Source organism: Chromobacterium haemolyticum (genome assembly GCF_009936155.1).
In the GTDB taxonomy this organism is placed as follows: Bacteria; Pseudomonadota; Gammaproteobacteria; order Burkholderiales; family Chromobacteriaceae; genus Chromobacterium; species Chromobacterium haemolyticum.
This window is the reverse complement of sequence record NZ_AP019312.1, coordinates 1,592,726-1,617,945: the sequence shown is the minus strand read 5'-3', so window position 1 is coordinate 1,617,945 and position 25,220 is coordinate 1,592,726. Positions and strand designations below refer to the sequence as shown.

General features: G+C 63.5%; 18 protein-coding genes. 4 read left to right on the top strand and 14 right to left on the bottom strand.

Annotation, left to right across the window (positions count from 1 at the left end):
* Positions 1-47 precede the first annotated feature (47 nt).
* Positions 48-947, bottom strand: coding sequence for a LysR family transcriptional regulator (locus GYH29_RS07535; protein ID WP_039755315.1), 900 nt, complete (start codon positions 945-947; stop codon positions 48-50).
* Between the two features lie 127 nt (positions 948-1,074).
* Here GYH29_RS07535 and GYH29_RS07530 point away from each other — a divergent pair, with 127 nt between their 5' ends.
* The 3 genes from GYH29_RS07530 to GYH29_RS07520 all read left to right on the top strand — a co-directional run bounded on the left by GYH29_RS07530 (position 1,075) and on the right by GYH29_RS07520 (position 6,833).
* Positions 1,075-1,833, top strand: coding sequence for an SDR family NAD(P)-dependent oxidoreductase (locus GYH29_RS07530; protein WP_043591582.1), 759 nt, complete (start codon positions 1,075-1,077; stop codon positions 1,831-1,833).
* A gap of 232 nt (positions 1,834-2,065) precedes the next feature.
* A complete protein-coding gene (locus GYH29_RS07525; RefSeq protein WP_118266925.1) occupies positions 2,066-5,914 on the top strand; it encodes an EAL domain-containing protein in 3,849 nt (1,282 codons plus the stop codon).
* A 475-nt stretch (positions 5,915-6,389) separates the two neighbouring features.
* Positions 6,390-6,833 carry a hypothetical protein gene (locus tag GYH29_RS07520; RefSeq protein ID WP_081545516.1) on the top strand — a complete coding sequence of 148 codons (444 nt, stop codon included), beginning with the start codon at positions 6,390-6,392 and terminating at the stop codon, positions 6,831-6,833.
* A gap of 158 nt (positions 6,834-6,991) precedes the next feature.
* On the opposite strand, the gene GYH29_RS07515 is transcribed toward GYH29_RS07520, so the two are convergent.
* From GYH29_RS07515 to GYH29_RS07480, 8 genes are all read right to left on the bottom strand, one after another.
* A complete protein-coding gene (locus GYH29_RS07515) occupies positions 6,992-7,405 on the bottom strand; it encodes a hypothetical protein (RefSeq protein WP_019103898.1) in 414 nt (137 codons plus the stop codon).
* Between the two features lie 155 nt (positions 7,406-7,560).
* Complete coding sequence (locus tag GYH29_RS07510; protein WP_161523447.1) at positions 7,561-8,625, bottom strand: beta-N-acetylglucosaminidase domain-containing protein; 1,065 nt, start codon at positions 8,623-8,625, stop codon at positions 7,561-7,563.
* A gap of 164 nt (positions 8,626-8,789) precedes the next feature.
* Entirely contained in the window at positions 8,790-13,340 is a 4,551-nt protein-coding gene (locus tag GYH29_RS07505; RefSeq protein WP_269473803.1) for a PAS domain S-box protein, read from the bottom strand.
* A 156-nt stretch (positions 13,341-13,496) separates the two neighbouring features.
* A complete protein-coding gene (locus tag GYH29_RS07500; RefSeq protein WP_161523445.1) occupies positions 13,497-14,783 on the bottom strand; it encodes a serine hydrolase domain-containing protein in 1,287 nt (428 codons plus the stop codon).
* 120 nt (positions 14,784-14,903) lie between these two features.
* Positions 14,904-16,139 carry a hypothetical protein gene (locus GYH29_RS07495; protein WP_146176042.1) on the bottom strand — a complete coding sequence of 412 codons (1,236 nt, stop codon included), beginning with the start codon at positions 16,137-16,139 and terminating at the stop codon, positions 14,904-14,906.
* Between the two features lie 2 nt (positions 16,140-16,141).
* Positions 16,142-16,906: an outer membrane lipoprotein-sorting protein gene (locus tag GYH29_RS07490; RefSeq protein ID WP_198001649.1), complete on the bottom strand. Its 765-nt coding sequence runs from the start codon at positions 16,904-16,906 to the stop codon at positions 16,142-16,144.
* 28 nt (positions 16,907-16,934) lie between these two features.
* Positions 16,935-18,311, bottom strand: coding sequence for an ABC transporter permease (locus GYH29_RS07485; RefSeq protein WP_081576288.1), 1,377 nt, complete (start codon positions 18,309-18,311; stop codon positions 16,935-16,937).
* Positions 18,308-19,015, bottom strand: a complete 708-nt coding sequence (locus GYH29_RS07480; protein WP_232060537.1) for an ABC transporter ATP-binding protein — start codon at positions 19,013-19,015, stop codon at positions 18,308-18,310. Before GYH29_RS07480 ends, GYH29_RS07485 begins: the two co-directional genes overlap by 4 nt.
* 349 nt (positions 19,016-19,364) lie before the next feature.
* On the opposite strand from GYH29_RS07480, the gene ppk2 reads away from it, so the two are divergent.
* The gene (gene ppk2, locus GYH29_RS07475; protein ID WP_198001688.1) at positions 19,365-20,216 is read left to right on the top strand and encodes a polyphosphate kinase 2; all 852 of its coding nucleotides are present in this window, start codon (positions 19,365-19,367) and stop codon (positions 20,214-20,216) included.
* Positions 20,217-20,230: 14 nt separating this feature from the next.
* Here the strand turns inward: ppk2 and GYH29_RS07470 are convergent, their stop codons facing one another.
* The 5 genes from GYH29_RS07470 to GYH29_RS07450 form a co-directional block, all read right to left on the bottom strand.
* The gene (locus GYH29_RS07470) at positions 20,231-21,001 is read right to left on the bottom strand and encodes an outer membrane lipoprotein-sorting protein (protein ID WP_019104521.1); all 771 of its coding nucleotides are present in this window, start codon (positions 20,999-21,001) and stop codon (positions 20,231-20,233) included.
* Between the two features lie 33 nt (positions 21,002-21,034).
* Entirely contained in the window at positions 21,035-22,399 is a 1,365-nt protein-coding gene (locus GYH29_RS07465) for an ABC transporter permease (protein WP_161523442.1), read from the bottom strand.
* The gene (locus GYH29_RS07460; protein ID WP_232060604.1) at positions 22,396-23,016 is read right to left on the bottom strand and encodes an ABC transporter ATP-binding protein; all 621 of its coding nucleotides are present in this window, start codon (positions 23,014-23,016) and stop codon (positions 22,396-22,398) included. Before GYH29_RS07460 ends, GYH29_RS07465 begins: the two co-directional genes overlap by 4 nt.
* A gap of 393 nt (positions 23,017-23,409) precedes the next feature.
* The gene (locus tag GYH29_RS07455; RefSeq protein WP_019104524.1) at positions 23,410-23,880 is read right to left on the bottom strand and encodes a hypothetical protein; all 471 of its coding nucleotides are present in this window, start codon (positions 23,878-23,880) and stop codon (positions 23,410-23,412) included.
* A 123-nt stretch (positions 23,881-24,003) separates the two neighbouring features.
* Positions 24,004-24,894: a LysR family transcriptional regulator gene (locus GYH29_RS07450; RefSeq protein ID WP_019104525.1), complete on the bottom strand. Its 891-nt coding sequence runs from the start codon at positions 24,892-24,894 to the stop codon at positions 24,004-24,006.
* Positions 24,895-25,220: the final 326 nt, after the last annotated feature.

Below are 25,220 nucleotides of genomic sequence, written 5' to 3'. Positions count from 1 at the left end.
TACATGATAGGGCAGCTTGCCCCTGCGCCGCCATGTTTGCGCCGGATTCAGAGCAAGTGGGGCGCCAGCGCCTCCGCCAGCCAATCCATGAATACCCGCGCGCGGCGCGGCAGGTTGCGTCGATGGGCATACAGCAAGGTCACCGGCATCGGCGCGGCGCGGAATTCCGGCAAGACTTCCACCAGTTCGCCTCTGTCCAGCAAATGACGCACGCCGGACTCCGGCGCCTGGATCAGTCCCAAGCCGGCCAGGCAGGCCGCCTGGTAGGCGTCGGCGTTGTTGACGATGACGCTGCCGCTCATGGCCAGCCAATGGCTGCCGCTATCGTCCCGCCATTCCCAGCCGGCCGGGCGCGCCCCCAGGGTGGAGACATAATGGACCAACCGGTGCCGCGCCAGGTCCTCCAGGCCGGCCGGCGCGCCGTAGCGCGCCAGATAGGCCGGGCTGGCGCAATTGAGCTGCCGAAAGCGTCCCAACGGCCGCGCCACCAGGCTGGAATCGCTGAGCTCCCCCACCCGCAATACGCAATCAAAGCCCTCGCGCACGATGTCCACCTTGCGGTCGGTGCTGCTCAACTCCAGCTCCAGCCGCGGGTGGCGTTGCAGGAATTCGTCCAGGCGCGGCAACACCTGATAGCGCGCCACGCCGCTGGGCATATCCACCCGCAGCCGCCCGCTCAGCGTCTCTTCGCCGCGCTGAAACATGCCCTGCAACTCGTCCATCTCCGCCAACACATCCTTGCAGCGTTCGTAAAAAGCCTGGCCGTCCTGGGTCATCTGCACTTTGCGCGTGGTCCGATGCAACAAGCGCGCGCCCAGCCAGGCTTCAGTCTGTTTAACCGCCACCGAGATGCTGGCCTTGGGCAGGCCCAGGCTGTCCGCCGCCTGGGTGAAGCTGGATAGCTCGGCTACCCGGACAAAAATCTGCATTGCTTCCAGCTTGTTCATCTCCACCGCCAATTGTTATGAATATACGAACACTATAATTAAATAACTCATATTTGTTTATTGAAAACCACACAATAAACTGAACTCATCGGGTCCAAACCTGCACCCGCCCCTACAGGAGATTCCCATGAGCAAGAAGATCGCAGTCATCACCGGCGGCAGCCGCGGCCTGGGCAAAAGCGCGGCCCTGCACCTGGCGCGCCAGGGCGTGGACGTAGTCCTCACTTATCAAAGCCGCGCCGCCGACGCCGAGGCGGTGGTTGCCGAAATCCGGGCCTTGGGCGGCAAGGCCGCCGCGCTGCCGCTGGACGTCGGCCAGAGCGCGAGCTTCGGCGCCTTTGCCGCCCAGTTGCGCCAGACGCTGAGCGAACAATGGCAGCGCGCCGACTTCGACTTTCTAGTCAACAATGCCGGCATCGGCATTCACGCCGCCTTCGCCGACACCAGCGAGGCGCAGTTCGACCAATTGATGAACATACAGCTCAAAGGACCGTTCTTCCTGACCCAGACGCTGCTGCCGCTGATCGCCGACGGCGGCCGCATTCTCAACGTTTCCACCGGCCTGACCCGCTTCGCCCTGCCCGGCTACGCCGCCTACGCGGCGATGAAGGGCGGCGTGGAAGTGCTGACCCGCTACCTGGCCAAGGAACTGGGTCCTCGCGGCATCGCGGTCAACGTCATCGCCCCCGGCGCGATTGAAACCGATTTCGGCGGCGGCCTGGTGCGCGACAACGAGCAGGTCAATGCCCATATCGCCGCGCAAACCGCGCTGGGCCGCGTCGGCCGGCCAGACGACATCGGCGGTGCCATCGCCACCCTGCTCAGCGACGGCGCGGCCTGGGTCAACGGCCAACGCGTGGAAGCCTCCGGCGGCATGTTTCTGTAATCCCCCCCATATCGGCGCATGCCAAGCGGCCACGTCAGGTTTTGTCAGTGAGATAAGTGGAAGTACTTATCACACTATCCACCCCCCGCGTAAGCCTTGCCAGGCAAGGCTTACGCGGGGGGCGCCGCGCCGCGCCACCTCCCGGCTACGCACTTGACATGAGCGCGGCTTGCCCCCTCCGGCAGCAGGAACTAATTTTTGATTATTCCCTGTCCCGGAAAGTAGCCGCCACATGCGCGCAGGCCTAAACCGCACTCTGTCCGCCGTCAGCGGGTTGGGCCTGCGTACTCAATTACTGCTGTTCGCGCTGGCCTGCCTGCTGCCCGCCGCCGTGCTGATCGGCATCGGCGCCTACGAATCGGCCCGCAATCTGCGCGACGCCGCGCAAATGCAAACCCGCGTCGTGGCCGACCAAGTGGATCAAACTCTGGCGGACAAGATCGTCGAACTGGAACGGCTGCTGGCACAACTGAGCCAACGGCCGCCGCTGCGCCGGCTCAACCCCGCCGAATGCGCCGACGCCTATCGCGATCTCACGCTGAGCTTTCCCTCCGTCACCCAGTTAACGCTCAGCAACGCCGCGGGGCAGCCGGTCTGCCGACATGCGCAAAACCTCGCCATGCACGCGCCCCCGCCCAACCACGGCTGGTTCTCCCGCGCGCTGGACGCCCCCGGACTAATGCTCAGCGAACCGCTGCAAGAGCCCGCCACTCGGCGTTGGATCATCATGCCCAGCTATCCGGTGCGTGATGAACAAGGCCGACGCGTAGGGCTGCTGACGCTGCAACTGGACCTGCTGGCGCTACAGTCCCATGTGCTGCCGGCCACGCTGGACCGCAGGCTGATCATCGCGGTGCTCAGTTCACAAGCGGCCTTTTTGCTGCGCTATCCGGACCCCTCGCTCTGGCACGGCAAAACCTCGGTCAATGTCGTCCGCACCATCTCACGTATCCACAGCAACGCCTCCGGCTTCGAACTGGGCGTCGGCCGCGACGGCGTGTCGCGCCTCTACTCCTATCGCAAGTTCTCCCAGGCGGACTGGCTGATCATCGCCGCCTTGCCGGAACAGGATGTCTTCGCGCCCTACTACAACCGCTTGCGCTGGGGCGCCGCCAACGGCATCGCCACCTTGCTGCTCTGCGGCTTGTTGGCGCAAAGCTTCAGCCGCGCGCTGACCCGCCCGGCGCGGCAGTTGGCGGAGACAGCGCAAGCCGTGGCCAGCGGCGCCTCTCAGGCGCGGGCGCAGGAACTGGGGCCGCGCGAACTACGCGCAGTGTCTCGCCAGTTCAATCACATGCTGGACCAGCTGCAAGCTCACGAAGCCGCCATCCGCCTCAGCGAAATGCAACGCGCCGGCATCATCGACACCGCGATGGACGCCATCGTCACCATCGACGCCGACTTGAACATCATCCTGTTCAATCCCGCCGCGGAACGAGCCTTCGGCTACCGCGCCGAGCAAGTGCTGGGTCAACGGGTCGACATGCTGGTGCCGGAATCATTTCGTTCCCACCACGCGCGGCTGATCCGAGACTTCGGCCGGAACGGCCCGGTCAGCCGCAGCCTTGCGCCGGCCGGCGGGGTACGGGGCCTGCGCGCCGACGGCAGCGAATTCTACGCCGAAGCCTCGGTGTCCCAGCTGGAGGTGGGCGGCCAGAAATATTACACCGCCATCATGCGCGACATCACCGAGCGACTGAAAACGGAGCAGGAGCTCAAACGCCACAGCCGACAACTGGAGTCGCTGCGCGACATGGGGCTCACCCTGCTGTCCGCCGCCAGCCCGAAGCAAACCGCGCAGGAAGCGCTACGCATGCTAGCGCAGTTGGTGCCGTTCTGGGGCGCATCGGCCACGGTGTTCGACTGGCGACACGAGGAGATCATCTTTTTGGCGCTGGAATGCGACGCTAAAGACGAAATCCCGATCGACAGCCGCTTCCCTTTCTCCAGCTTTGGTTTAAGCGACCTGGAGCAGCTCAAGCGCGGCCAGCCCAGCTTCATGCATGACATCACCACGCAGGCGCAACCATCCGCGCTGGTCAAATGGCTGCGCAGCCACGGCGTGCGCGCCTATCTGCGGCTGCCGCTGATGGCGGAAGGACAGCTGCTGGGGTCCCTGAACCTCGCTTTTCAGACCATCGCCCGCCACGACTTTGAACATCTGGAGGTTTCGCGGGCCTTCGCCCAGCAACTAGCCATCACCCTGCAGCACTCCTTGCTGCGGCTGCGCATAGAACGGCTCAACCGCGTCTACGCCATTCTCAGCGGCATCAATATGCTGATCGTGCGCTGCCACGACCGCCAGGAACTGTTCCAGGAAACCTGCCGCATCGCCACCCATAGCGGTGCGTTCAAAATGGTCTGGATCAGCACAATGGACCAGAGCGACGGCCAACACCGCCTAGCCGCTCTGCAAGGGCAAGCGGAACCGTCGCCCAACCCCGAGGCGCTGCTGCAGTTGTCCGCCGTTGCCATCAACAGCGGCGACAACCTCGTCTGCAATCAGCTTGGCGCGCAGCTGCCCTACACGGCGCGCGAACAATTGCTGGCGCAAGGCATCCGCTCGCTGGCCTGCCTGCCCTTGCCGCTGCCAGGACAACGCGCCGCCTCGCTAACGCTGTGTTCCAATGAGGCCAACGTCTTCGATCACGAAGAAATGCAGCTGCTATCCGAGTTGGCCGGCGACATCGCTTTCGCGCTGGACCATATCGAAAAAGAGGAACGGCTGCATTTCCTGTCCTACTACGACGAGTTGACCGGCCTGGCCAACCGCAGCCTGTTCCACGAGCGCCTGGCGCAGCAAATCAGCGCCAACCACAACGAGCAGCGACGCCTGGCGGTGGTCTTCCTCGACATCGAACACTTCAAATCCATCAACGACGTCTATGGCCGCTGGGCCGGCGACCAAGTGCTGCGCCTGCTGGCGGCGCGGCTGGAATCCTTTACCGAGGAAGCCCGGCTGCTGGCCTGCGTCAAGATAGACCGTTTCGCGCTAATGATCCCCGAAGTCAAAAGCGAGGAGGACATCGCGCGACAAGTCATGCAACTGCAAGAGCGCTGCGTCGCCCAACCCATCGCCATCCTGGACAAACAGCTGCGCGTTTCCGCCAAATTCGGCATCGCCACCTTCCCGGAAGACGGCGACAACGCGGAGAGCCTGCTGGAGAACGCGGAGGCCGCGCTCAAGCTGGCGCAAAACACCAATGAGCGCTATTTGTTCTACCGCCAGGAGATGAGCGAACGCGCCGCCGTGACGCTGGAGCTGGAAAATCGGCTGCGTTTGGCGCTGGAGCATCAAGAGTTCGTGCTTCACTACCAGCCCAAAGTGGACGCGGTGTCGCGGCAAATCATAGGCGTGGAAGCGCTGTTGCGCTGGCAAAGCCCCGAGCGCGGCCTGGTGTCGCCGGCGCAGTTCATCCCCTTGCTGGAGGAAACCGGCCTGATCCTGGAAGTGGGCGCCTGGGCGCTGCGGCAAGCCGCGCGCGACCATCTGCGCTGGCAGCAAGCCGGCTATCCGGCGCCGCGCATCGCGGTCAACGTTTCGCCGCTGCAATTACGCCAGGCCGATTTCGCCGAACAGCTGCAAAAAGCCCTGAGCGAAGGCGCCGCCGTGCCGGGCATCGACATCGAAATCACCGAAACCGTGGTGCTGGACAATTTGGATACTTGCGGCGAAACCCTGCGCCGCATCCGCGATATGCAGGTGGGCATTTCCATCGACGATTTCGGCACCGGCTACTCCTCGCTGTCCTATCTGGCCAAGCTGCCAACCCAGGAGCTGAAGATCGACCAGTCCTTCGTGCGCGCAATGCTGGAAGATCCGGACGCGATGACCTTGACCGGCGCCATCATCGCGCTGGCCCATTCCCTGCAGCTCAAAGTGGTGGCGGAAGGCGTGGAAACCGATGAACAAGCCACCGCCTTGACTTATATGTTCTGCGATACCCTGCAAGGTTACCTATTCTGCAGGCCTCTGCCGGCGGCGGAACTGGAGCGCCGCTTCTGGCTGGATCGGCCCGACCCGCGCGCGCCGCTGCTCAATATTGTTCAGGAGCCCGCCGCCACGCCGGCCACCGGCTAGAACCTGTTCTAAGTCTGCTGCGCTTAGAGCGGCTAACAAAATTCCTGATGCTGCGTTGCGCCGACTTGCCGTACTCAAGTACTGCCTGCGTCGGCGCGCCTTGCCTCAGCCGTAAAACTGATTTTTGTTAGCCGCTCTTAGGCGATACGGCGTTGAAACCGGCTCTAAACAGCTGTACACGATCTCCCTAACCGCCGCGTCGCCTTGACCCCGCCCCCGCTCTCGGCAACAATCCCCACGTTGCCGCCCAACAAGCGGCACACGGGATTGGCGTCCCGTTAAACGATAAAAAGCGGCTGTGGTTCTACAGCCGCGCACACCACAGCAATGCTCTGACGGGCAGGCTCGTGGTGGGAGAGTGCCATGCACTCGCCGGTTTTATCGTTTCCGGTACGCCAATCCTGCCACGCGCCTGCCCAATACCTCAGCCTTACCCGGCAGGTGGTTTATCTTGTGTCACAGCAGGAGAAACACCATGTCTTATACCCTACCTCCCCGTCGCCGCTACAAACTGGCCGCCCGCGAACAGCAGGAAACCCTGCTTCCCTTCGTCCGTTATCTGCCCTCCCGCAACCACCCCCACTACTGGCAGATGCCCGCCGCCGCCGAAAACTACGCTCTCGCCTGCGCTTACGGCCGCGAATGCGCCGCCCACTTGCTGCAATGGTTGAAGGACAATCCGGAATACGTCGGCTCCGGCCTGCTCAGCCGCGTCGCCCGCGACATCGATTTCGACGACCACAGCCAGCGCGGCCACTGGATGGGCTTCTTCAATTATTTGGAGCATATGCTGTGGCTGGGCGCGCGCCGGGTCCAGGTCTACCGTCACCTGGACAACCAACACCAGCTGCATGACGCGCAAACCCTGCGCGCGTGGCTTGAGGCGCGCCGGCAGCGACGTCAGAAACGTCCTCGCTAAAAACGTGTTTACGATACGTGCTGCATAAGCGTTGAGAAGGAGTGCGCCTCACGACGCACAGCAGATCGTAGACAGCCTCCAAGCACGCAAAAAAAGGGAGGCCTAGGCCTCCCTTCATCCCCGTTTGGGCCGCGCTGCGCGCGCCCTTGTTCTTCAGCTTACTTGGCTGCGGAAGCCGCGGCTTTCTTGTGGGTTTTCTTTACGGCGTGCTTCTTGTGCTGAGCCGGCTTCTTGGCGGCTTTGGCCGGAGCGGAGGCTTCCGCCTTGGCGGCTTGGGCCTTTTGAGCCGGAGCCGAAGCAGCCTGCTTGTGGGTTTTCTTAGCGGCGTGCTTCTTGTGCTGAGCCGGCTTTTTGGCGGCCTTGGCCGGGGCGGAGGCTTCGGTCTTGGCGGCTTGCGCTTTCTGCGCCGGGGCGGAAGCGTGCTTCTTCACGGCCTTGTGCTGCGCTTTCTTGGCGGCGGGCGCGGCTTTGGCAACCGGGGCGGAAGCCGGCTTGGCGGCTTCGGCGGCGAAGCCGGCGGCGGAGCTCAGGGCGAAAGCGGCGGACAGTACGATCAGGCTCAGTTTTTTCATGGTGACATTCTCCAGTCGGGTCAGGGGGGCGTCCGTCTGCTTAAGTGCTGCCGCGACGCCGGGGCTTTGGTGTTTCCTTGCTGCGTATCCTAGGCGTCCCGGCTCGCCCCCGTCTGTGAGTCAGTTGTAAAGGCATGTAACGCAAAGTAGCCTTCCTACTGAGTCTGCACCTCAAGCTCGCTGATCCGATACTCTCCATCCAGCCAGGCCACCACCTCCCGCGCGCAGGGATGATCCACCGCCGCGTAACGCGCGCGCAGCGCTACGGCGCGTTCGCCCAGTTGATCCAGCCCCACGTCCTGCAAGGTCAGCACATCTCGCCACAACATGTCGGCCAGTTCCTCGCCGGCCACCACCTGGGCGGCGCGACGCATCGAGGCGCCGTATTGATAGCGCGGCCCCAACCTGTAGCTGTCCGCCAGCGTCAGCGCGGGAATCAGGCTGAGCGCGGCTTGCTGCGCCGGATTGATCCCGTGCGCCGCCAGCAGTTCGGCGTTGGCCGCGGACCGGCCGGTGAAACCGCGCACATGCAGGTATTGCGACATCCGCGCGCCGTCGTTCACTGGGTAGTTGTCCCACAGCACCGGCTTGCGGCCCAGCCATTTGCCCACTTGCAGCAAGTGTCCTGGCGAGATTTCACGCGAGCACACCTCCTCGCCGGTCCAGAAAATGTCGATGTCCGGCGCCAGCCACTGGCCCAGTTGCTGCAGATAACCGGCGGGACGCTGGCCGAACACCCGGTCCAGCACCGGGTCGCTGGAATAGTAGCTGGGGCACACCAGCAGACGCTCCACTTCGCAGCGCTGGCTCACCCAGGCGACGATCTCCGCCTGGCGTTCCGCCAGATCAGGCAGATCGCCGCGCATATCGTCGAACAGGATGGCCAATTGGCGGACGCCGATGCGCTGCAGTTGCTCCAGCTTGCGCGCCAGCGCCCGGCGGGCGTCGTCGTTGAAGTTCAGATACGCTTCGTACGGACTGAGCCCCATGCCGAAGCTGACCTCCTGCCCCCGGCAATGAGCGGCGAACGCCGCTAGCCGCGCTTCCTGCTCCGCCGGGTAGTCCTGCTGCCACTCGCGGCGCAGATACGCGTCCGCTTTCGGCGCGTACAGATAGAAACGATAGCCGTGCGCCGCCAGCGTGGTGACCAGCAGCTCCCGCTGCGCCCAGTTCCATGGCTTGCCGTAGAAGCCTTCGATAATGCCTAAAGGGATATTCATTTAGAGAAACCTTCCGCGTCCTCGACGCATCGGGGCCAGGCTGGCTCTTCGCGCCCGACCGGCTGCCGGGATGGCCGCCAGTCATCGGAAAATGATGACTTCATGCTATTGATTGACTCAATAAGCAGCGTCAAGTTGCATTAAAAGTCGAGAACATGGCTCGCTTATGCCATAGACGGCAATGCGTCCAACGCCGCGCACAAGGCCGTCAGTTCGCGGCCCAAGGTCTGGATATGCGCCGGCGTCGCGTCTTCGGCCCGTCCTTGTTTCAAAACGGCTTCCAGCGCGGCGGCCTCGGCCTGAACGCGGACCAGCCCCAAGGACCCGGCCGCCCCTTTCAGCGAGTGGGCGATGCGGCACGCTTCCTCGCCTTCCTCCGCGCGCGCCGCGTCCTCCAACCTGGCCGCGTCGTTGCGATGAAGGTCCGCGAATTTGCGCAGCAAACGCTCAAAGCGCTCCAGATCATTCCCAACAGTGCGCAGGCCCGCCGCCAGATCCACGCCGGGCAGGCCCATCAACTGCTCGCGTCGCCCGACGCCCGGCGCCGGATCGGGCGGCACGATTCCAGGCGGCGCAAGCGACGGCAGCCATTTCAACAACAATCCGAACAGTTGCTCCGGGTCCACCGGCTTTGCCACGAAGTCATTCATGCCGGCAGCCAGACAGCGTTGGCGGTCCTCTTCAAAAGCGTTGGCGGTCATGCCCAGGATGGGGATTTGTTCCCAACGCGGCAAACCCCGGATCCGACGCGTCGCCTCCAGTCCGTCCAGTTCCGGCATCTGCACGTCCATCAGCACCAGATCGTATATTCCGGCGGTGGCGCACTCCACGGCCTCCCTGCCGTTGCGCGCCAGCTCGGCCTTCAGGCCAACGCTCCCCAGCAGCCAGAGCGCCACCTCCTGATTGATGAGGTCGTCCTCCACCACCAGCACCCTCGCGTCCGCGCGCAGTCGTAATTCGGCCTCAACCTTGTCAGGCTCCACACCGGCCGGCTCGGCGGCAACGCTCTCCCCTTCCGTCAGCCAGGCCGTCAGCCAAAACACGCTGCCTTGCCCCTCCCGGCTTTCCGCGCCCACTTCGCCGCCCATCAACGCGGCCAGGCGCTGAGTGATCGCCAAACCCAGGCCGGTGCCGCCGTATTTGCGGGTGGTGGAATCGTCCGCCTGCTGAAACGCCTGGAACAGGCTGGCCAGTTTGTCGGCGGGAATGCCGATGCCGGTGTCGCGCACTTCGAAACGCAGCAGCAGACGCTCGCCCTCGCTCCGCAACAGCCGCGCACGCATGGTGATGGTTCCCCGCTCAGTGAATTTGACCGCGTTGCCCGCGTAATTGAGCAAGGCTTGCCGCAAACGGGTGGAGTCCCCGCGCAGACACGGCGGCACGCCGGCGTAATCGCTCTCCACGCGCAAACCCTTGGCCTGCGCCGGCTCGTCGATCAGCGAACGCACATGATCGAACAGCCCGCCGATGGAGAAGTCGGTCAGCTCCAGTGACAACTTGCCGGCTTCTATCTTGGACAGGTCCAGAATGTCGTTGATGATGCCGAGCAGATGCCCGCTGGCCACCAGCACTTTTTCCAGTTTGACCTGCTGCTCTGGCCGTGGTTGAGTGCGCATCAGCAAATGGGTGAAGCCGATAATGGCGTTCAAGGGCGTGCGGATTTCATGGCTCATATTGGCAACGAAGGCGCTCTTGGCCAGATTGGCCGCCTCCGCGCCCTCCTTGGCGCGCACCAGGGCCTGCTCGGTCTCCTTGCGCCGGGTGATGTCGGTGACGAAACCGATGATTTTGTCCGAGCCCCCCGGCTTGTCCGGCAGGTAGTACGCAATCATCTCCACCGCCACCAGCCGCCCGTCCCGGGTCCGTTGCTGGGTTTCAAACTGCGCCCGGCTTTGCTGCCGCAGGCGCTCCACAGTGCGCGCGTAGATTTCAGGCGTGGTGTTGGGCACGATGTCCGACACGTTCAGGCGCAGCATTTCATCGATGCCGTAGCCCAGCAGCTCCGCCGCGTAACGGTTGACGTAGACCAGCCGCCCGCTCTCCGCATCCACCCAGTGGATGCCGATGCCCACACTGTCCATGGCGAACTGAGTGGTTTGCAGCTTGGCGCTGGTGGCGCGCACCTCCGCGGTGCGCACCGCCACCAGTTCTTCCAGATGATGACGGTGCTGATCCAGCTCCATGGCCAACCGTTTTTTCTCGGTGATATCCTCTTGCAAGGACAGGTAATGACTGATCCTGCCATCCGGTTGCCGGATAGGCGAAATGTGGGCGAAGTCAACGTAATCGCTGCCGTCCTTGCGCCGGTTGAACAGTTCGCCTTTCCACGGCTGACCGGCCCGCAGCGCGCCCCACAACTCAGCATAGGTGTCCGCTGGAGTCAGCCCGGACTTGAGTAGATTGGGCGTCCGCCCCATCACCTCTTCCCGGCTGTAGCCAGTGTTGCGGACAAACGCTTCGTTGACGTATTCAATTCTCGTTTCCAGATCGGTGATGACGATGCTCTCCGGACTCTGCTCCACAGCCATGGATAGCTGGCGAATCCGCTCCGCCGCCTGCCGCCTCAGGCTGATGTCGCGGAAAGCGCCGTAGACGCCGCCGTCCGGCAGGCGGATCGCGTTCACTTCCACCGGCACCTCGGCGCCGTCCTTGCGCCGCAACAGCATCTCGGCGCTCAACTGTTCGTTGGACAGCAACCGCCGGAACAAAGACTGCGCATTGTCCGCCGTGGAGCCCACGCTGAAATCGCCCACCCGCATCGCCAGGATTTCCGGCTCGTCATAACCCAGCAACTGACAGGCCTGCAGGTTGGCGTATTGATAGCGCCCCTCCGCATCGGCCACCAACACCGCGTCGGCGGCATGATCCAATACGCTGCGATAACGCGCTTCGGCGCTGGCCAGCGCCTGGGTTTTTTCGTGCAGCGGCCGCAAATCGTTATAAGTGTCAAAAAAGCCGCAGAACGCGCCGGTCAGATCGTGCATGGCGGTGACGGACGCGTAAACCGGGATGATTTCGCCGTTGCTGGCGACGCGCGCTTGCTCGCCGGTCCAGCGCCCCTGCTGTTTCACCTGCTGCTCCAGCGCCGCTCGTTCCGCCCTCCTGACTGGATCATCCGGAATGAAGCGAGCAATCGAGGTGCCCAGCAGCTCGCCAATCGAATACCCCATTAATTCGCCAAACGCGGCGTTGACGTACAAGATGTTCTTGGCCGCATCGGTCATCACCACCGGCTGCGCTGACTGATCTAGCGCCTCCGCCAATTGGTGACGCTCTTCTTCCATGGATTTGCGCGCGGTGATGTCCTCGGAGAAGATCACAATGCCGCCGATGGCGCCGTCTCGCGCGTGCCATGGCCGCACTTCCCAACACAGCCACTGCGCCGCGCCGTTCTGGCGCAGAAAGCGGTCTTCCTCTTCGCGCACCACCTCCCCGGCCAGCGCGCGGCGATGAATTTCTCGCCAAGCTTCGGGGATTTCCGGAAATACCTCATAGTGGGATCGGCCGATGGTGTTCTGGCCATCCAGTTGGTAATCGTCCAGCCAACGGCGGCTGGCCGCCAGATAACGCATATTGCGATCGAACATCGCCAGCGCCGCCGGGGCGTGTTCGATGAATAGCAATAGTCTTTCCTCGCTTTCCAACAGGGCGGTTTCCATGGCTTTTCGGTCGGACACATCCTGCATTGCGCCCCGCACCGACACCACCTTGCCGCCCGCCAACACAGGCCTCCCGGACACCCTCACCCACTTGCGCCGGCCGGTGGCGCTGAGCAATTGCAGCTCCAGATCATAGGGCTCGGCCTCCGTCACGACGCGGCGCACCGCTTCCTCTATCCGCCGGCGATCCTCCCCATGGAAAAAATCCAACCCAATGCAGGTGTTGGCCGGAGCATCCGCCGGCAGGTCATGGATGCGGGCCACTTCCGAGGTCCAGCCGCAATCTCTGGTTGCGGGATCAAACCACCAGCCGCCCACCCGAGCGATGGCGCTCATTTCCTGCAGCAATTGCTCGCGCTTCCCCTGCTCCGCTTCGGCGCGCTTGCGCGCACTGATGTCCGATGCGATCCCGCATACCGCGTAGGCGCGCCCCTCTGCATCGAACAAGGGAAATTTGTACACCAAGTAGGTATGCGGACCATCGTCATGCGGCACGGTTTCCTCATACTCTCGAGCCTGACCGGTGCTCAGCACTTCCAGATCGGCGTCGCGCAACTCGGCCACCACCTCGGGCGGAAACAAGTCCTCATCGCGCAGGCCGCGCATGGCCTCTACGCTGATATGGAACAAATCGGGATAGCGTTGATTGACCAGCAGATAGCGGCCGTTTATGTCTTTGACGAAGATGACCGCGGTGGAGTTGTCGATGATGGCGTGCAATAACGCTTGCTGACGCGTCAGCTCATTCTCCGCCCAGCGCGACCGGCGGCGGATGAGGCGCTGGCTGAACAGGCTAAACATCAAGCCGCACAAGGCGAACAAGACAATAGAGGCGGCATCGGCCGTCCGGGTAATGACAAAGCTCCACTGCGGGGGTATGAACAGAAACCAAACCAAGGATACCGACAAGGCGGTGGCGACCAGGCCGCCGGTCAGCCCGCCCAGCATGGCGGAGAGGAAAACCGCGGGATAGAACAGGAACCAGACGTATGGGTGGATCCAGCCCCAAAACCACCACTGCCCGGCCAAAGCGAGCAAGGGCACGAGAACCCCCACCCCGAACGCGCGCCATGACAGGGAGGCGAGGCCCCCCCGGAAACGCCCTTTCCGCGCCTCTTGTTTAAAATCCGTCAATTCTCGGCCCCGACTCGAAAGCTGGCTTGGTTTTGTCAGTTCTCACGATAGACCACGCCTCTACGCCGGACAAACCGCCTACTGCCGACGCAGGCGTCTGGTTTCCCCCTCGGCGTCACACCATTGCAGCGTTCCGGCCTCAATCAACAGAGTCTCCGGCAGCACGGCGCTGCGCGCCAGTTGCGGCGTTTGCGCTTCCACGGTCAGCGGATAGGCGATTGGCTCGCCGTAACGGCGCGGGCTGCGCGCATAGCAGCCGTGCTCGTTGTAAAACAACTCCAGCCAAGCGCCTTCTCCATTCTCATAACGCCCCGGAACAAACAACTGTTCATCCGGCTGCTCCCGCCCCGGCGTTGGCAGGGCTTCCACCCCCTCTCCGCTGGCTATGCGCGCCAAATCCAGCCCCAGGCGCTCCACCGGCGAGCCGAAGGCATTGGCCAACACCACCACGCCGCCTCCGCCGGGCAAGACGCTCATGAAGGAGAAAAAGCCGTTGACATCGCCAAAGTGCTGGGCCAGCCGCAGCCGGCGGCCGGCCAGCGTCCAGTCCTCGCCGTAAAACCCATAGGCGTATTCCAGGGCGCCCACGTCCAGCATCAGCGCGGCCAGCCGGGCCGGCAAGGCCTCGCCCCGCTGCAGCGCCTCCAACCAGCGGCACAGATCACCCGCGCTGGAGGCCAGATCGTAGACGCCCCAAGCCACCGACATGTCCATCGGCTCCGCGTAGCGCCACGGCGCTCCGGGATGCAGGCCGCGCGCGGCCTGCGGCAGAATAACGCGGCCATCGTCGACGAAAGTGCGCTCCAGACCCAGCGGCCGAAACAGGTACTGCTGCCGATAGCTGGAGAAATCCTGATCCGCCACCCGCTCCACAATGGCCGCCAATAATAAATAGCCGGTATTGCTGTATGCGTGGGCAATGCCGGGCGGGCAAGCCGGCGGCAAAGCGTGCGCCCAATCGAGCAGTTCCTGCGGCCGATGCGCCAGCCGCATCCGCGTCGGCCAATATTCCGCCGCGCTGGTGAAGTTGGCGGTGCCGGCGCTGTGATTCAGCAATTGATGCAGGCTGATGCCCGCCGCATTGGGAAAGTCGGGAAAAAACCGCTCCAGGCTGTCGCTCAGTTCCAGCCGCCCCTGGGCCACCTGCTGCAGTACCGCGGCGGCGGTAAAGCTCTTGCTCAACGAGCCGATGCGAAACACCGTGTCCGGCTCGTTGGCCACCGCCAAACCCGGATCGGCCATGCCGCCGGCCACGACCACCCGCTCGCCGTTGGCCAAGCCGACGGCGGCCACGCCGTGCAGACAGCCCGCCGCGTTCCAGGAGCGCAGATACGTTTGCAACGCGGCCACCGTGCTCATCCCCATGCCCATCCCCTCTTCGTTTCGCGCCTCATCATCACTATGGTTTGTTTCCCCGCCGCTCGCCATGCGATCCGCGCCGCGACAGCCGCCTCGCCTTGCCTCCTCCGAGGCCGGCTCACGATCTCAGTAAAAGTAGTCGACCAGCAATTGCCAGACCCGCCGCGTCGGGCTCGCGCCGTAACGGCTGTCCGGCGCTCCGTCAAAACGCTGCCACTGCAAGGCCAGGTCCGCCGCGCCCAGGTGATAGCGGACCTCGGCCCAATTCATGCCGCTATGATCCACTAGGTCGAAACTGCGCATCGCGGTCAGATCCAGGCCATCCACCAGCGCATCCTGCCAATGCGCGCGCAGCAAGGCGGCGCGCCGGGTGAGCAGGCCGCCGCTTGCGCCGACTCCTGCCCGATAAGCGCCGTAGAGCGCCGGCTTGTCCCGCAGCGCTCGCCATTCATCGCCATCCGGCGCCGCGCCGTCCTGCTGCCCCTCCAAGGTCAGGCTCAGTTTGTTGGCGCCGGTCCAGGTCAGGCCGCCGGCCAGACGATTGCGCCAAGCAGAATCCGGCAGCCCCAGGCTTTGCCTCCAAGTAGTCTGCTGCCGCCCGCCGGCCCATTCCAGATAGACCACGGTGGCGTTGCCAAGCACACGCGACACATTGAAGCCCAGTTGCGGAGAACGGCCTTGCTCTTGCAGCAACAGCCATTGCGGATTCAGGTTTTCAGCGAAGCGATAGCTGCCGGCCAGCAGCAGCCGCTGCCGTGGATTGCTGGCGCCCCAGTCCAGGCTGGCCCCGTCCGGATTAGGCCCCGAACCCAGCTTGGGCGACCAGATCGCGGTCAAGGAAGCCCGATCCCATAGCCGCTGCCAGCGCAACATGGCGTTGCCGAGACGGTTCTGACGCAGGCTGTCCGGGTCCGCCGACACCACCGAGCGCACGGTGCCGGCGCCGAGAAAATCAGTGGGGTTGTAGCCCACGGCCACGCCGTAGCGGGTATTGACGCGCCCCAAGTCCAGCATCGCGTCGACGCCGAACTCGCGGCTCAGATAGGCCTCCTTCAGGGTATTGACGCCGTGGTCCCGCTGCGGCGAGCCGGCGAAGCGCCAATCCAGCCGGTTGGCCAGCACGCCGCGCCAGGCCGGGCTCAGACGGCCGTCCCAGCGCAGATCGAAAGACAGCCGCTGGCTATCGTCTCCCGGTCGCGGAGACAACGCGGACGCCTCCAGTTGAAGCTTCAGATCACGCGGCTTCTCTTCCTCCATCCGGGTTTGATCCGCCAGCCGCAACGCTTCCTCGTCCAGCGGCGCGTCGGCGCCCCGCGCGGCCGCGCACGCCAGTAGCAACCACCCAAGCGCTAGCTTCCGCATCGTCATTCGGCCCGAAAACGTGGCAGATAGTCGCGTTGCAACCAAGCTTCCGGCACCTCGCGCCAAGCGAACTGGCTGTTGCGCAACACCGTTATCCAGCGCGGATTGAGGCCGTCTATGATCACGGTTTCCGTCGGGCGCTCTCGTCCCAACACTGGCTGATAAGCGCGGTAGTACGCGGTCTTCAACAGGCTTCCGCTCTCTGCGTAGAATTGCGCCTTGCGGCTGCGATAGCCATCGCGGTCCACCCACAGATCAATCGCGTGGTAGGTGACGCCGGGATTGCGCGCGCTGAGCCGCAGCTTGTAGCAAAGCCGCGCCTGGCGATCCCCGTCCTGTATCGTCTCCTCGCCGGCCAGCACCGCTTGATAGTCCAGCGCCAGGTTGACAGTGACCACGTCGCCGTTGGCCGCCTGGCCCAGCAGCCGCTGCTGCGGCGAAATCGGCACGCTGGCCTTGCTCGCCGGATCGAAAAACCACAGATCGTTGCCGCTTTTGAGCATCAGCTTGCCGGCGTCCCGTTTGGGATTGATGAAACGCAGCAGGCTGCGGAACTGGCCGCTTTTCGGATCGGCGCGCGAATACACCGCCAGCGCGCTGGCCTCGTTCTGCTTGCCGTCCTTATAGCTGATCAAGGACACCACCAGCCCGAAGGAGCGTTCCGGATTGCGCACCGCGTCGCTATTGGTCAGGATGGTCTGCGCGTCGGGCGCGGCCAGCGTCGTCGTCGCCCACAAGGCAACGCTCAGCGCGGCCCAGCGTACCATTCTCACTCTCTTGAGAATTCCAAGCCTGTCACGCATGACGCAAAGCCTCCACGATATTGGCCGCGGCCGCGCGCCGCGCCGGCCACCACGACGACAGCAAAGCCATCGCCATCAAACCGCCGGCGGTCACCGCCATCATCCGCCACTCGCCCCAGACCCGCACCAGGATGGGGCTGGGGTCCACCTGCCCCGGCGGCAGCCAGGTTAGCCCGGCGTGATTGATCAGCCAGGAGAGCAACAGCGCCAGCGCAATGCCCAGTACTCCGCCGCCAAGGCCCAGCAGACAGCCCTCGCACAGGAACAGCCGCTGGATGCCGCGGCGGCGCAGCCCCATCGCCCGCAGCGTGCCAATCTCCACTGTCCGCTCCAGCACCACCATATTCATGGTGTTGCCTATGGTGAACAGCGCCACGCAGGCGATCAACACCGCCAGAAAGCCGAAAATGGTGCCGAACATGCCGGTGATTTGGCCGTATTGCGGCTGTAGCGTGGCAAAGTCGTGCGCCGCCAGCGGCTGGCCGCGCAAGCGGGTGGCGAACAGCTGACTCAAACGCGCCTCGGCCGCCGGAATCTGCGCGGTGTGCCTGAGCTGCAGCACGATGGCGGTGGCCATCGGCTCGCCCTGGCCGTACACCAACTGCTGAGCCTGGCGCAGATGCAGGCCGACATACATATCGTCCAGCTCCTTGATGCCTTGGCTCTCCACCTTGGCCACTTGCAAGCGTGCCACATTGGGCGCGCCGGCGGCGGTGGCGGCCAAAAGCTCGATCTGATCGTCGCGGCCGCCGGCCGGCGGCGCCGCCGCGGACAAGGCCGCCAGATCGGCCGGCAAATCGTCGCCGCCGGCCGGAACCGGCGGCGCCGCGCAATCCTTGAGCTTGAACGCCGCGCACAATTGCAGCACTCGCGCCACACCGGTGCCGATCACCGCCGCGTTCGGCGCGGTGCCGGTCAGCGCCACCGGCTTGCGCTTATCGTTGAAACCATAATCGTCCCAGCGTCGCAGCCGGTTCTGCGCGTCCACTTCGCTGCCGCGGGCGATCACCGTTCGAGAGGCGCCGGCCGCGTAATGGCCGGCAATGCCGCCCAAGCTCAACGTGGGCGTCACCACCGTCAACATCGGCCGCAGCACCGGGTCGTTCTCGATCTGCCGCATCACGGTCCGGTAATCGCGGATGCCATAAGCGGCGGGGTTGCCGCTGCCGTACAGGAAATAATCCCGATGCTGCACCTGCAGATGGCCGCCAGCGCGCACCATGCCGGTTTGCAACCCATATTGCACCGTGCGGTTGTAACCGCCGAACAGCAACACCGCCACCAAGCCGATAATCATCGTGGACAAGGTCGCCAAGGTGCGGCGACGATTGCGCAGCAGATTGCGCCAGGCCAGCTTCAAGGTATTCACGCCAAGGCCTCCTCTGCGTTCAGCGCGCCGACCCGGCCATCGCTGACCAGGTAGCGGTCATCCGCCGCCGCGATCACCTGTGGATCATGCGAGGAGAACACTACCGCCACACGGCGTTCGCGCTGCAATTGGCGCAACAAGGCCAGGATGGAGGCCCCGGTATGGCTGTCCAGATTGGCGGTGGGCTCGTCGGCCAGCACCAAGGCCGGTTCGTGCACCAACGCGCGCGCAATCGCCACCCGCTGGCGCTGACCGCCGGACAGCTGACCGGGCCGGTTCGCAGCCTTGTCCGCCAGTCCCACCGCCGCCAGCATCTCCAATACCCGCTCGCGCCGCCGCCGCGCCGGCACGCCTTGCAATTGCAACGGGTACTCGACGTTCTCAAACGCCGACAGCACCGGCATCAGATTGAAATTCTGGAAGATGAAACCGATGTGGCGCGCGCGAAAATCACTGAGCGCGTCGTCGCTCAAACAGCCCAAATCCTGATTCGCCACCATGATCTTGCCGGCATCGGCGCGGTCTATGCCGCCGATCAGGTTCAGCAAAGTGGTCTTGCCGCTGCCGGACTGGCCGGACAGCACGGTGAAGCGCGCCGCGGAGACTTTGAGGCTGACCTCCGCCAGCGCCGGCACGCGCACCTGCTCCATCCAATAGCTCTTCGACACCCCATTCAACTCCACCGCCCACATAGCTCCCCCCATTGCTTAAATCCAACGGCATCAATATGCATGAAATCAGCATAAAAAGCTTTGCCTTGCGACAAAACGCCCATGACGGGCGCCAAATGCGTGCCATCCACGCCAAGCAATGCGCATCGACACCGGTTTTCCATGGGAGTAGCATGGTTTTATCCCCCGCAAAGGAGCTTGCATGACACAAGACAAAACCCCGCCCCAAGCCCCCCTGCCCTCGGAAGCCGTCGCCGACGCACACCCTCCGGCCGTCAAGCCGCCGCCGCGTCGAGCCGCCGCCCACCGCCGCACCAATGTGGAACGCGCCCACCAAGAATCGGTGCAAGCCATCGAAACCGTCAGCCAACAGCCGGTGGCCTTGCAAGTGGCCGCCGCGCCGCAGGGCAGCGCGGAGGACAGCGTCAGCGCCGAGCTGCCGGCCAGCTATCCTTACCGCACGCGGATGCGCCGCCCGGAGTACGAGCAGCAGAAACAGGCGCTGCAGATCGAGCTGCTGAAAGTGCAGAACTGGGTCAAAGAAAGCGGCCAGAAAATCGTGATCCTGTTCGAAGGCCGCGACGCCGCCGGCAAGGGCGGCACCATCAAACGCTATATGGAACACCTGAACCCGCGCGGCGCGCGCGTGGTGGCGCTGGAAAAGCCTTCGGACCGCGAACGCGGCCAGTGGTACTTCCAACGCTATATCGAGCACCTGCCCACCGCGGGCGAGATCGTGTTCTTCGACCGCTCCTGGTACAACCGCGCCGGAGTGGAGCGGGTCATGGGCTTTTGCCATCCGCACGAGTATCTGGAATTCATGCGCCAGACGCCGCAACTGGAACGCATGCTGGTCAACAGCGGCATCCGCCTGTTCAAGTTCTGGTTTTCGGTCAGCCGCGAAGAGCAGCTGCGCCGCTTCATCTCGCGCCGCGACGACCCGCTGAAACACTGGAAACTGTCGCCTATCGACATACAGTCGCTGGACAAATGGGACGACTACACCGCGGCCAAGGAAGCAACCTTCTTCCACACCCATACCGGCGACGCGCCGTGGACGGTGGTGAAGTCCGATGACAAGAAGCGCGCACGCCTCAACTGCATCCGCTACTTCCTGTCCCGGCTGGACTACCCCGGCAAGGACGCGCACGTCGCCAGAGCGGCGGACCCGCTATTGGTGGGCGAACCGCATAGCATGGACGCCGAAGACGGCGACACGCCGCTGCGGATTTGAATGGCCGGCGCCACTCACTCCACCCTGAAGCGCGGCAGATAATCCCGCTGCAGCCAGGCCTCGGGCACCTCGCGCCAAGCGAAGCCGCTCTTGCGCATCACCGTCACCCACTGCGGATTAAGACCGTCGATGATGACGGTTTCCGTGGGGCGGTCCCGGCCCAGCGCCTGGCGATAACCGCGGTAATAAGCGGTTTTCAGCAGCTCACCGCTGGCGGCGTAGAACTGTGCCTTGCGACTGCGATAGCCGTCACGATCCACCCATAGCTCAATGGCGTGGTAAGTCACATCCGAGCGCCGCGCACTCAGCCGCAGCTTGTAGCTGGCGCGCGGCTTGCGATCACCATCGATCACGGTCTCTTCCGCCACAAGCGTGGCCAGATAGTCCAGGGCCCAGTTCGCTGTCACCACATCGCCGTTCGCCGCCTGGCCCAACAGCCGCTGCTGCGGCGAAATCGGCACGCTGGCCTGGCTCGCGGGGTCAAACACCCATAAATCCTTGCCGCTTTTCAGGGTCAATTTGCCCGCGTCGCGGCTAGGGCTGACAAAGCGCAACAGGCTGCGAAACTCGCCGCGCCGCGGATCGGCCCGAGAATACAACACCAAGGAACTGGCGTCGCTGGGCTTGCCCTGCTTGTAGCTGAGCAAATCCACCGTCAGGCTGAAAGACTTGCCGGGATTGCGCACCTCGTCGCTCCAAGCCAGTATCTGCTGCGCGTCCGGCGCCGCCTGGGCCTCCCCCAGCCAAACAAGCGCGATCACCCCAAAAATGTGCGGGCACTTCATGCTCCGTTCCCCTCCCTTTTCCGCCATCCCGACTCAGGCCTGCCCCAAGGCGTCGACGATGTTCCAACGCCCAGCCCGGCGCGACGGCCACCAGGACGACAGCAGCGCCACAGCCATCCCTCCCCCCATACACGCGGCCACCATGCGCGTCTCGCCCCAGATCCTGATCAAAATCGGACTGGGCTCCACCACTCCGGGGGGTAACCAGCTCAGACCGGCGCGGTTGATCAGCCAAGCCAACCCCAGCGATAGCAGCACGCCGCCCAGGCCTCCAATTGCCCCCAGCAAGGCACCCTCGCATAGAAACAGCCGCTGGATACCGCTGCGTCGCACGCCGATGGAACGCAGCGAGCCGATTTCGCGGGTGCGCTCCACCACCGCCATATTCATGGTGTTGCCAGTGGTGAACAGCGTTACGCTGGCAATGAGCGTCGCCATAAAACCGAAGATGGCGCCGAACATGTCAACGATCCGCTGGTACAGCGGCTGCAGAGCGGCAAAATCGTGAGCCGCCAGCGGCTGCTCGCTCAGACCGGATTGAAACAACTGTTGCAGCCGCTGGCGCGCCGCCCCAATCTGGCCGCTATTCTTCAACTGCAGCAGGATCGCCGTCACCATCGGCTCCCCCTCCCCATACAGCAGCCGCTGTGCCTGAGCCAAATGCAAGCCCACATAGACATCGTCCCACTCCCGAGCCCCCTGCCGCTCCACACCCAACACCTGCAAACGGGCGACGTTGGGCGCGCCGGCAGCCGTGGCCGTCAGCAGTTCGATCCGCTTGCCGTCCTCGGTTTGCGCAGGCCCAGTCAAGGCGGCCAGGTCCGGCGGCAATCGCTCGCTCTCCACAACGGCGGCCGTGCAGCTGCGGTCGCCATCGGATAGGCACAGCCCCAGGGTTCTGGCAACACCGCTGCCCAATACCACCGCATTGGGGCTGCTGCCGGTCAGCGCCATCGGCTTGGACGCCTGCCGAAGGCCGTGGGCGTCCCAGCGCCGCAAACGATCCTGGCCTGCCGGCTCGCTGCCTTGCGCCAACACCGTGCGCGATGCGCCGGTAGCGTAATAGCCGGCAATGCCGCCCAGGGTCAGGGTAGGTGTGACTGTCACCAACATGCCCGCCAATACCGAATCCGACTCGATCATGAGCTGGATGCGCCGATAGTCGCGGATACCGTAGGCAGCCGGATTGCCGCTGCCATATTGCAAATAATCGCTGTGCTGAACCTGCAAATGGCCGAGCTCGCGAACGAAAGCCGTTTCCAAACCGTACTGGACCGCTCTCTGATAGCCGCCGAACAACAACACACCCGCCATGCCCACCGCCATGGTCAGGACGCTTGCCCAAGTTCGCCGACGGTTGCGCAACAGATTGCGCCACGCCAGTTGCAGGACGTTCATGCCAGCGCCTCGCCCTCAGCCAGGGCGCGGACTCTTCCGTCACGGACCTGGTAGCATTCGTCCGCCGCCGCGATCACCAGCGGATCGTGCGAGGAGAACACCACCGCCACGCCGCGCTCGCCTTGCAAGCGCCGCAGCAGCGCCAGGATGGAGGCTCCAGTGCCGCTATCCAGATTTGCGGTGGGTTCGTCGGCCAACACCAGCGCCGGCTTGTGCACCAGCGCACGCGCAATCGCCACCCGTTGACGCTGACCGCCGGACAACTGCCCGGGCCGATGCGCCGCCTGTTTCAACAAGCCCACCTCGGCCAGCATCTCCAGCGCGCGCGCCTTACGGCGCCCCGCCGATTCGCCTTGCAAGTGCAGCGGGTATTCCACGTTCTCCAGTGCGGACAGCACCGGCAGCAAGTTGAAACTTTGAAACACAAAGCCCAAATGGCGGGCGCGGAAATCGCTAAGTTCGTCATCACTCAAGGCGGCTATGCTTTGTCCAGCAATAACGATATCCCCGCTGTCGGGGCGATCCATGCCGCCCAGCAAATGCAGGATCGTGCTTTTCCCGCTGCCGGAGGGGCCGGCCAAGACGGTGAATCTGGCTGCGGCCACTTTCAAATTCACATTCAACAAAGCCGGCACCTTTATTTGATCTAGCCAGTATTGTTTAAATACGCCACGCATTTCCGCCCCCATGAATCCGCTCCATAAAAATTGGCGCCACCCATTGATGATCCAAAGCCAAGCCACCCACTTTCCAACCGAATATATCTCAAAAAAACACCACGTTTTCACCAAGGATAAACAAAGCAATAAATCAGCAATTTAACGGCAAAATTAAATAATTAAAATCTTAAATAAAATTACAATTAATATTAAAAATTAAATAAATCATCAGGCAAAAGCCGGGGCGTGGATTGGAGAGCAGCGCCAAGCCGGCAACCGCTGGCCGGCTCAAAAAGACAATGCCTCAATAAGTATTGAGGCATTGCATACGACGCTTGGACTTACCGGGAGTCAGGAACGCTGCCGCTTCCACTCGCGCCGCGCGTCGCAGGCGGCGCGCAAAGGCGTGGACGACAGGCTGGTGGCGGCGAAATGCCCCACTTGGCGTGAAACCTTGGACAAGGCGGAACCGGACAGGCTGCCCACCTGCCAGGCATGCCGTAGCGGGTGCAGCGAGGGCGAGTCGTCGCTGGCCGCGTCCAGACGCGCCTGCACATCGCGGTTCACCTCGGACAGCCAGCGCTCGGTCAGCAGCATCCAGTCGCGCTGAGTATCCGCTTGCGCTTGCAACAGATTGGCGCCCACCAACAAGGTGTCATCCAGCCGGCGCTCCAGATCGCCCTGCGATATCGGATAAGCCGGCGCAAAAGCCGACCACCAGCCGACACAGGCTTCGTGCTGCGCTTCCAACAAGCGCTGCTGGCCGCGCTCCACCGCGTTGCGGTAGCTCTCCATCGCGCCGATCAACCAACTACGGGTCATTGCCACTCCTTCGGTCAAACCAGGCGGCCAGCGCGCTTTCGCGCGGCAACCGCCTCAGGAGCCTGCTTACGGAGACAAAGCGTTGCGGCTGAGAAAAAGACGCGCAGCGTCGTAAACAGGTTCTTAAGCCGCAACAGCGGGCAAACGCCACACTTGCAGCAATTCTTGCAACAAGGTTTCCAGCACCGGGTCGCCCCCCCGGTCCGATGGGTAAACAAATTGCAACTCAGCCAATTTGCGCACATCCGGCAGTACTGTCAACCTGCCTGCGTCCCGCCAGGCTTGCGCCGCCTCTTCCCGCGCCAGCGCCACCCCCACTCCGGAGGCCACCAGTTCCAGGATAGCGTCGAGATGATCGCACTCCGCTACCTTCTTAGGCGAAATGTTAAGTTCTCGCCACAACTCCGCGGTGATTTTGGAAAGGCTGGAGAATTGCGAAATGCCTATCCACGGCAATTTGCCCAATTCCTTCAAACCGCCGGCCAAACGCGGCGCCCAGGCGGCGGGCAAAACGATTCGGAACGGCAATTCCGCCAACTTGACCGTAGAGACGTTCACATAAGGGTTCTTGCCCAGGTAGAAGCCGGCATCCAGCTCCTTCTTACGGACCAGGTTCAGCACATCCACCGTCACGCCGTGACGCAGTTGGATGTCCAGCAAGGGATAGCGCTCCACCAAACCGGCCACCCAAGGCCCGATTTTCAGCGTGTCCGGCGTCAGCGTGATGCCTATCCGCGCCTTGCCGGACAACTGGCCCTTCAATTGTTTGGCATGGTTGATGATGCCGCTGGCCGCGCCCAGTATCGCCTGCGCCTGCGGCAAAAGCTCCTGTCCGATGCGAGTGAGCGACACGCCTCCCGCGCTGCGCTCGAACAACTGCATGCCCACTTCTTCTTCCAGCGCCTTGATTTGCGCGGTGACCGCCGGCTGCGACAGATGCAGCAATTCGGCCGCCTGTGTCAGGTGCCCTTGCTGAGCGACGGTGACAAAGGTGCGCAACTGATAGATTTCCATGTTCTCCCCTGACTTGGATGCCAGACGGCGGACCGGATCGCCGCGTGCCGGTCATGGGCGGCATGACGGCGGGGCTCCGACGCCCGTTTGAGCACTACCGCGCAACGCGGCGGCATGGCGGCCTGAGCAAAGCTTGGCCGATGGCGGGTTTTTCTTGTGCGAGCCATTTTCAGCGTAATGCCGGCTAAATAACAAGCGTTTTGTGCCTCGCCACCGCCCTGTCCAAGCATTTGCGCAAAGGCGTTCAGCCACCAAGGCAACCAGGACAGCCCCCGGTCACACTGACAACAGGACAACAATTTCACACCAGACAAAGAGTAAAAATT

Excerpts from the sequence above, each read along its gene's own strand:
- GYH29_RS07480 (WP_232060537.1), bottom strand. The coding sequence starts at position 19,015 with ATGGGGGGAGCTATGTGGGCGGTGGAGTTGAATGGGGTGTCGAAGAGC.
- GYH29_RS07455 (WP_019104524.1), bottom strand. The coding sequence starts at position 23,880 with ATGACCCGTAGTTGGTTGATCGGCGCGATGGAGAGCTACCGCAACGCG.
- GYH29_RS07465 (WP_161523442.1), bottom strand. The coding sequence starts at position 22,399 with ATGAACGTCCTGCAACTGGCGTGGCGCAATCTGTTGCGCAACCGTCGG.
- GYH29_RS07520 (WP_081545516.1), top strand. The coding sequence starts at position 6,390 with ATGTCTTATACCCTACCTCCCCGTCGCCGCTACAAACTGGCCGCCCGC.
- GYH29_RS07470 (WP_019104521.1), bottom strand. The coding sequence starts at position 21,001 with ATGAAGTGCCCGCACATTTTTGGGGTGATCGCGCTTGTTTGGCTGGGG.
- GYH29_RS07535 (WP_039755315.1), bottom strand. The coding sequence starts at position 947 with ATGAACAAGCTGGAAGCAATGCAGATTTTTGTCCGGGTAGCCGAGCTA.
- GYH29_RS07450 (WP_019104525.1), bottom strand. The coding sequence starts at position 24,894 with ATGGAAATCTATCAGTTGCGCACCTTTGTCACCGTCGCTCAGCAAGGG.
- GYH29_RS07490 (WP_198001649.1), bottom strand. The coding sequence starts at position 16,906 with ATGGTACGCTGGGCCGCGCTGAGCGTTGCCTTGTGGGCGACGACGACG.
- GYH29_RS07495 (WP_146176042.1), bottom strand. The coding sequence starts at position 16,139 with ATGCGGAAGCTAGCGCTTGGGTGGTTGCTACTGGCGTGCGCGGCCGCG.
- GYH29_RS07530 (WP_043591582.1), top strand. The coding sequence starts at position 1,075 with ATGAGCAAGAAGATCGCAGTCATCACCGGCGGCAGCCGCGGCCTGGGC.
- GYH29_RS07500 (WP_161523445.1), bottom strand. The coding sequence starts at position 14,783 with ATGGGGATGAGCACGGTGGCCGCGTTGCAAACGTATCTGCGCTCCTGG.
- GYH29_RS07515 (WP_019103898.1), bottom strand. The coding sequence starts at position 7,405 with ATGAAAAAACTGAGCCTGATCGTACTGTCCGCCGCTTTCGCCCTGAGC.
- GYH29_RS07510 (WP_161523447.1), bottom strand. The coding sequence starts at position 8,625 with ATGAATATCCCTTTAGGCATTATCGAAGGCTTCTACGGCAAGCCATGG.
- GYH29_RS07525 (WP_118266925.1), top strand. The coding sequence starts at position 2,066 with ATGCGCGCAGGCCTAAACCGCACTCTGTCCGCCGTCAGCGGGTTGGGC.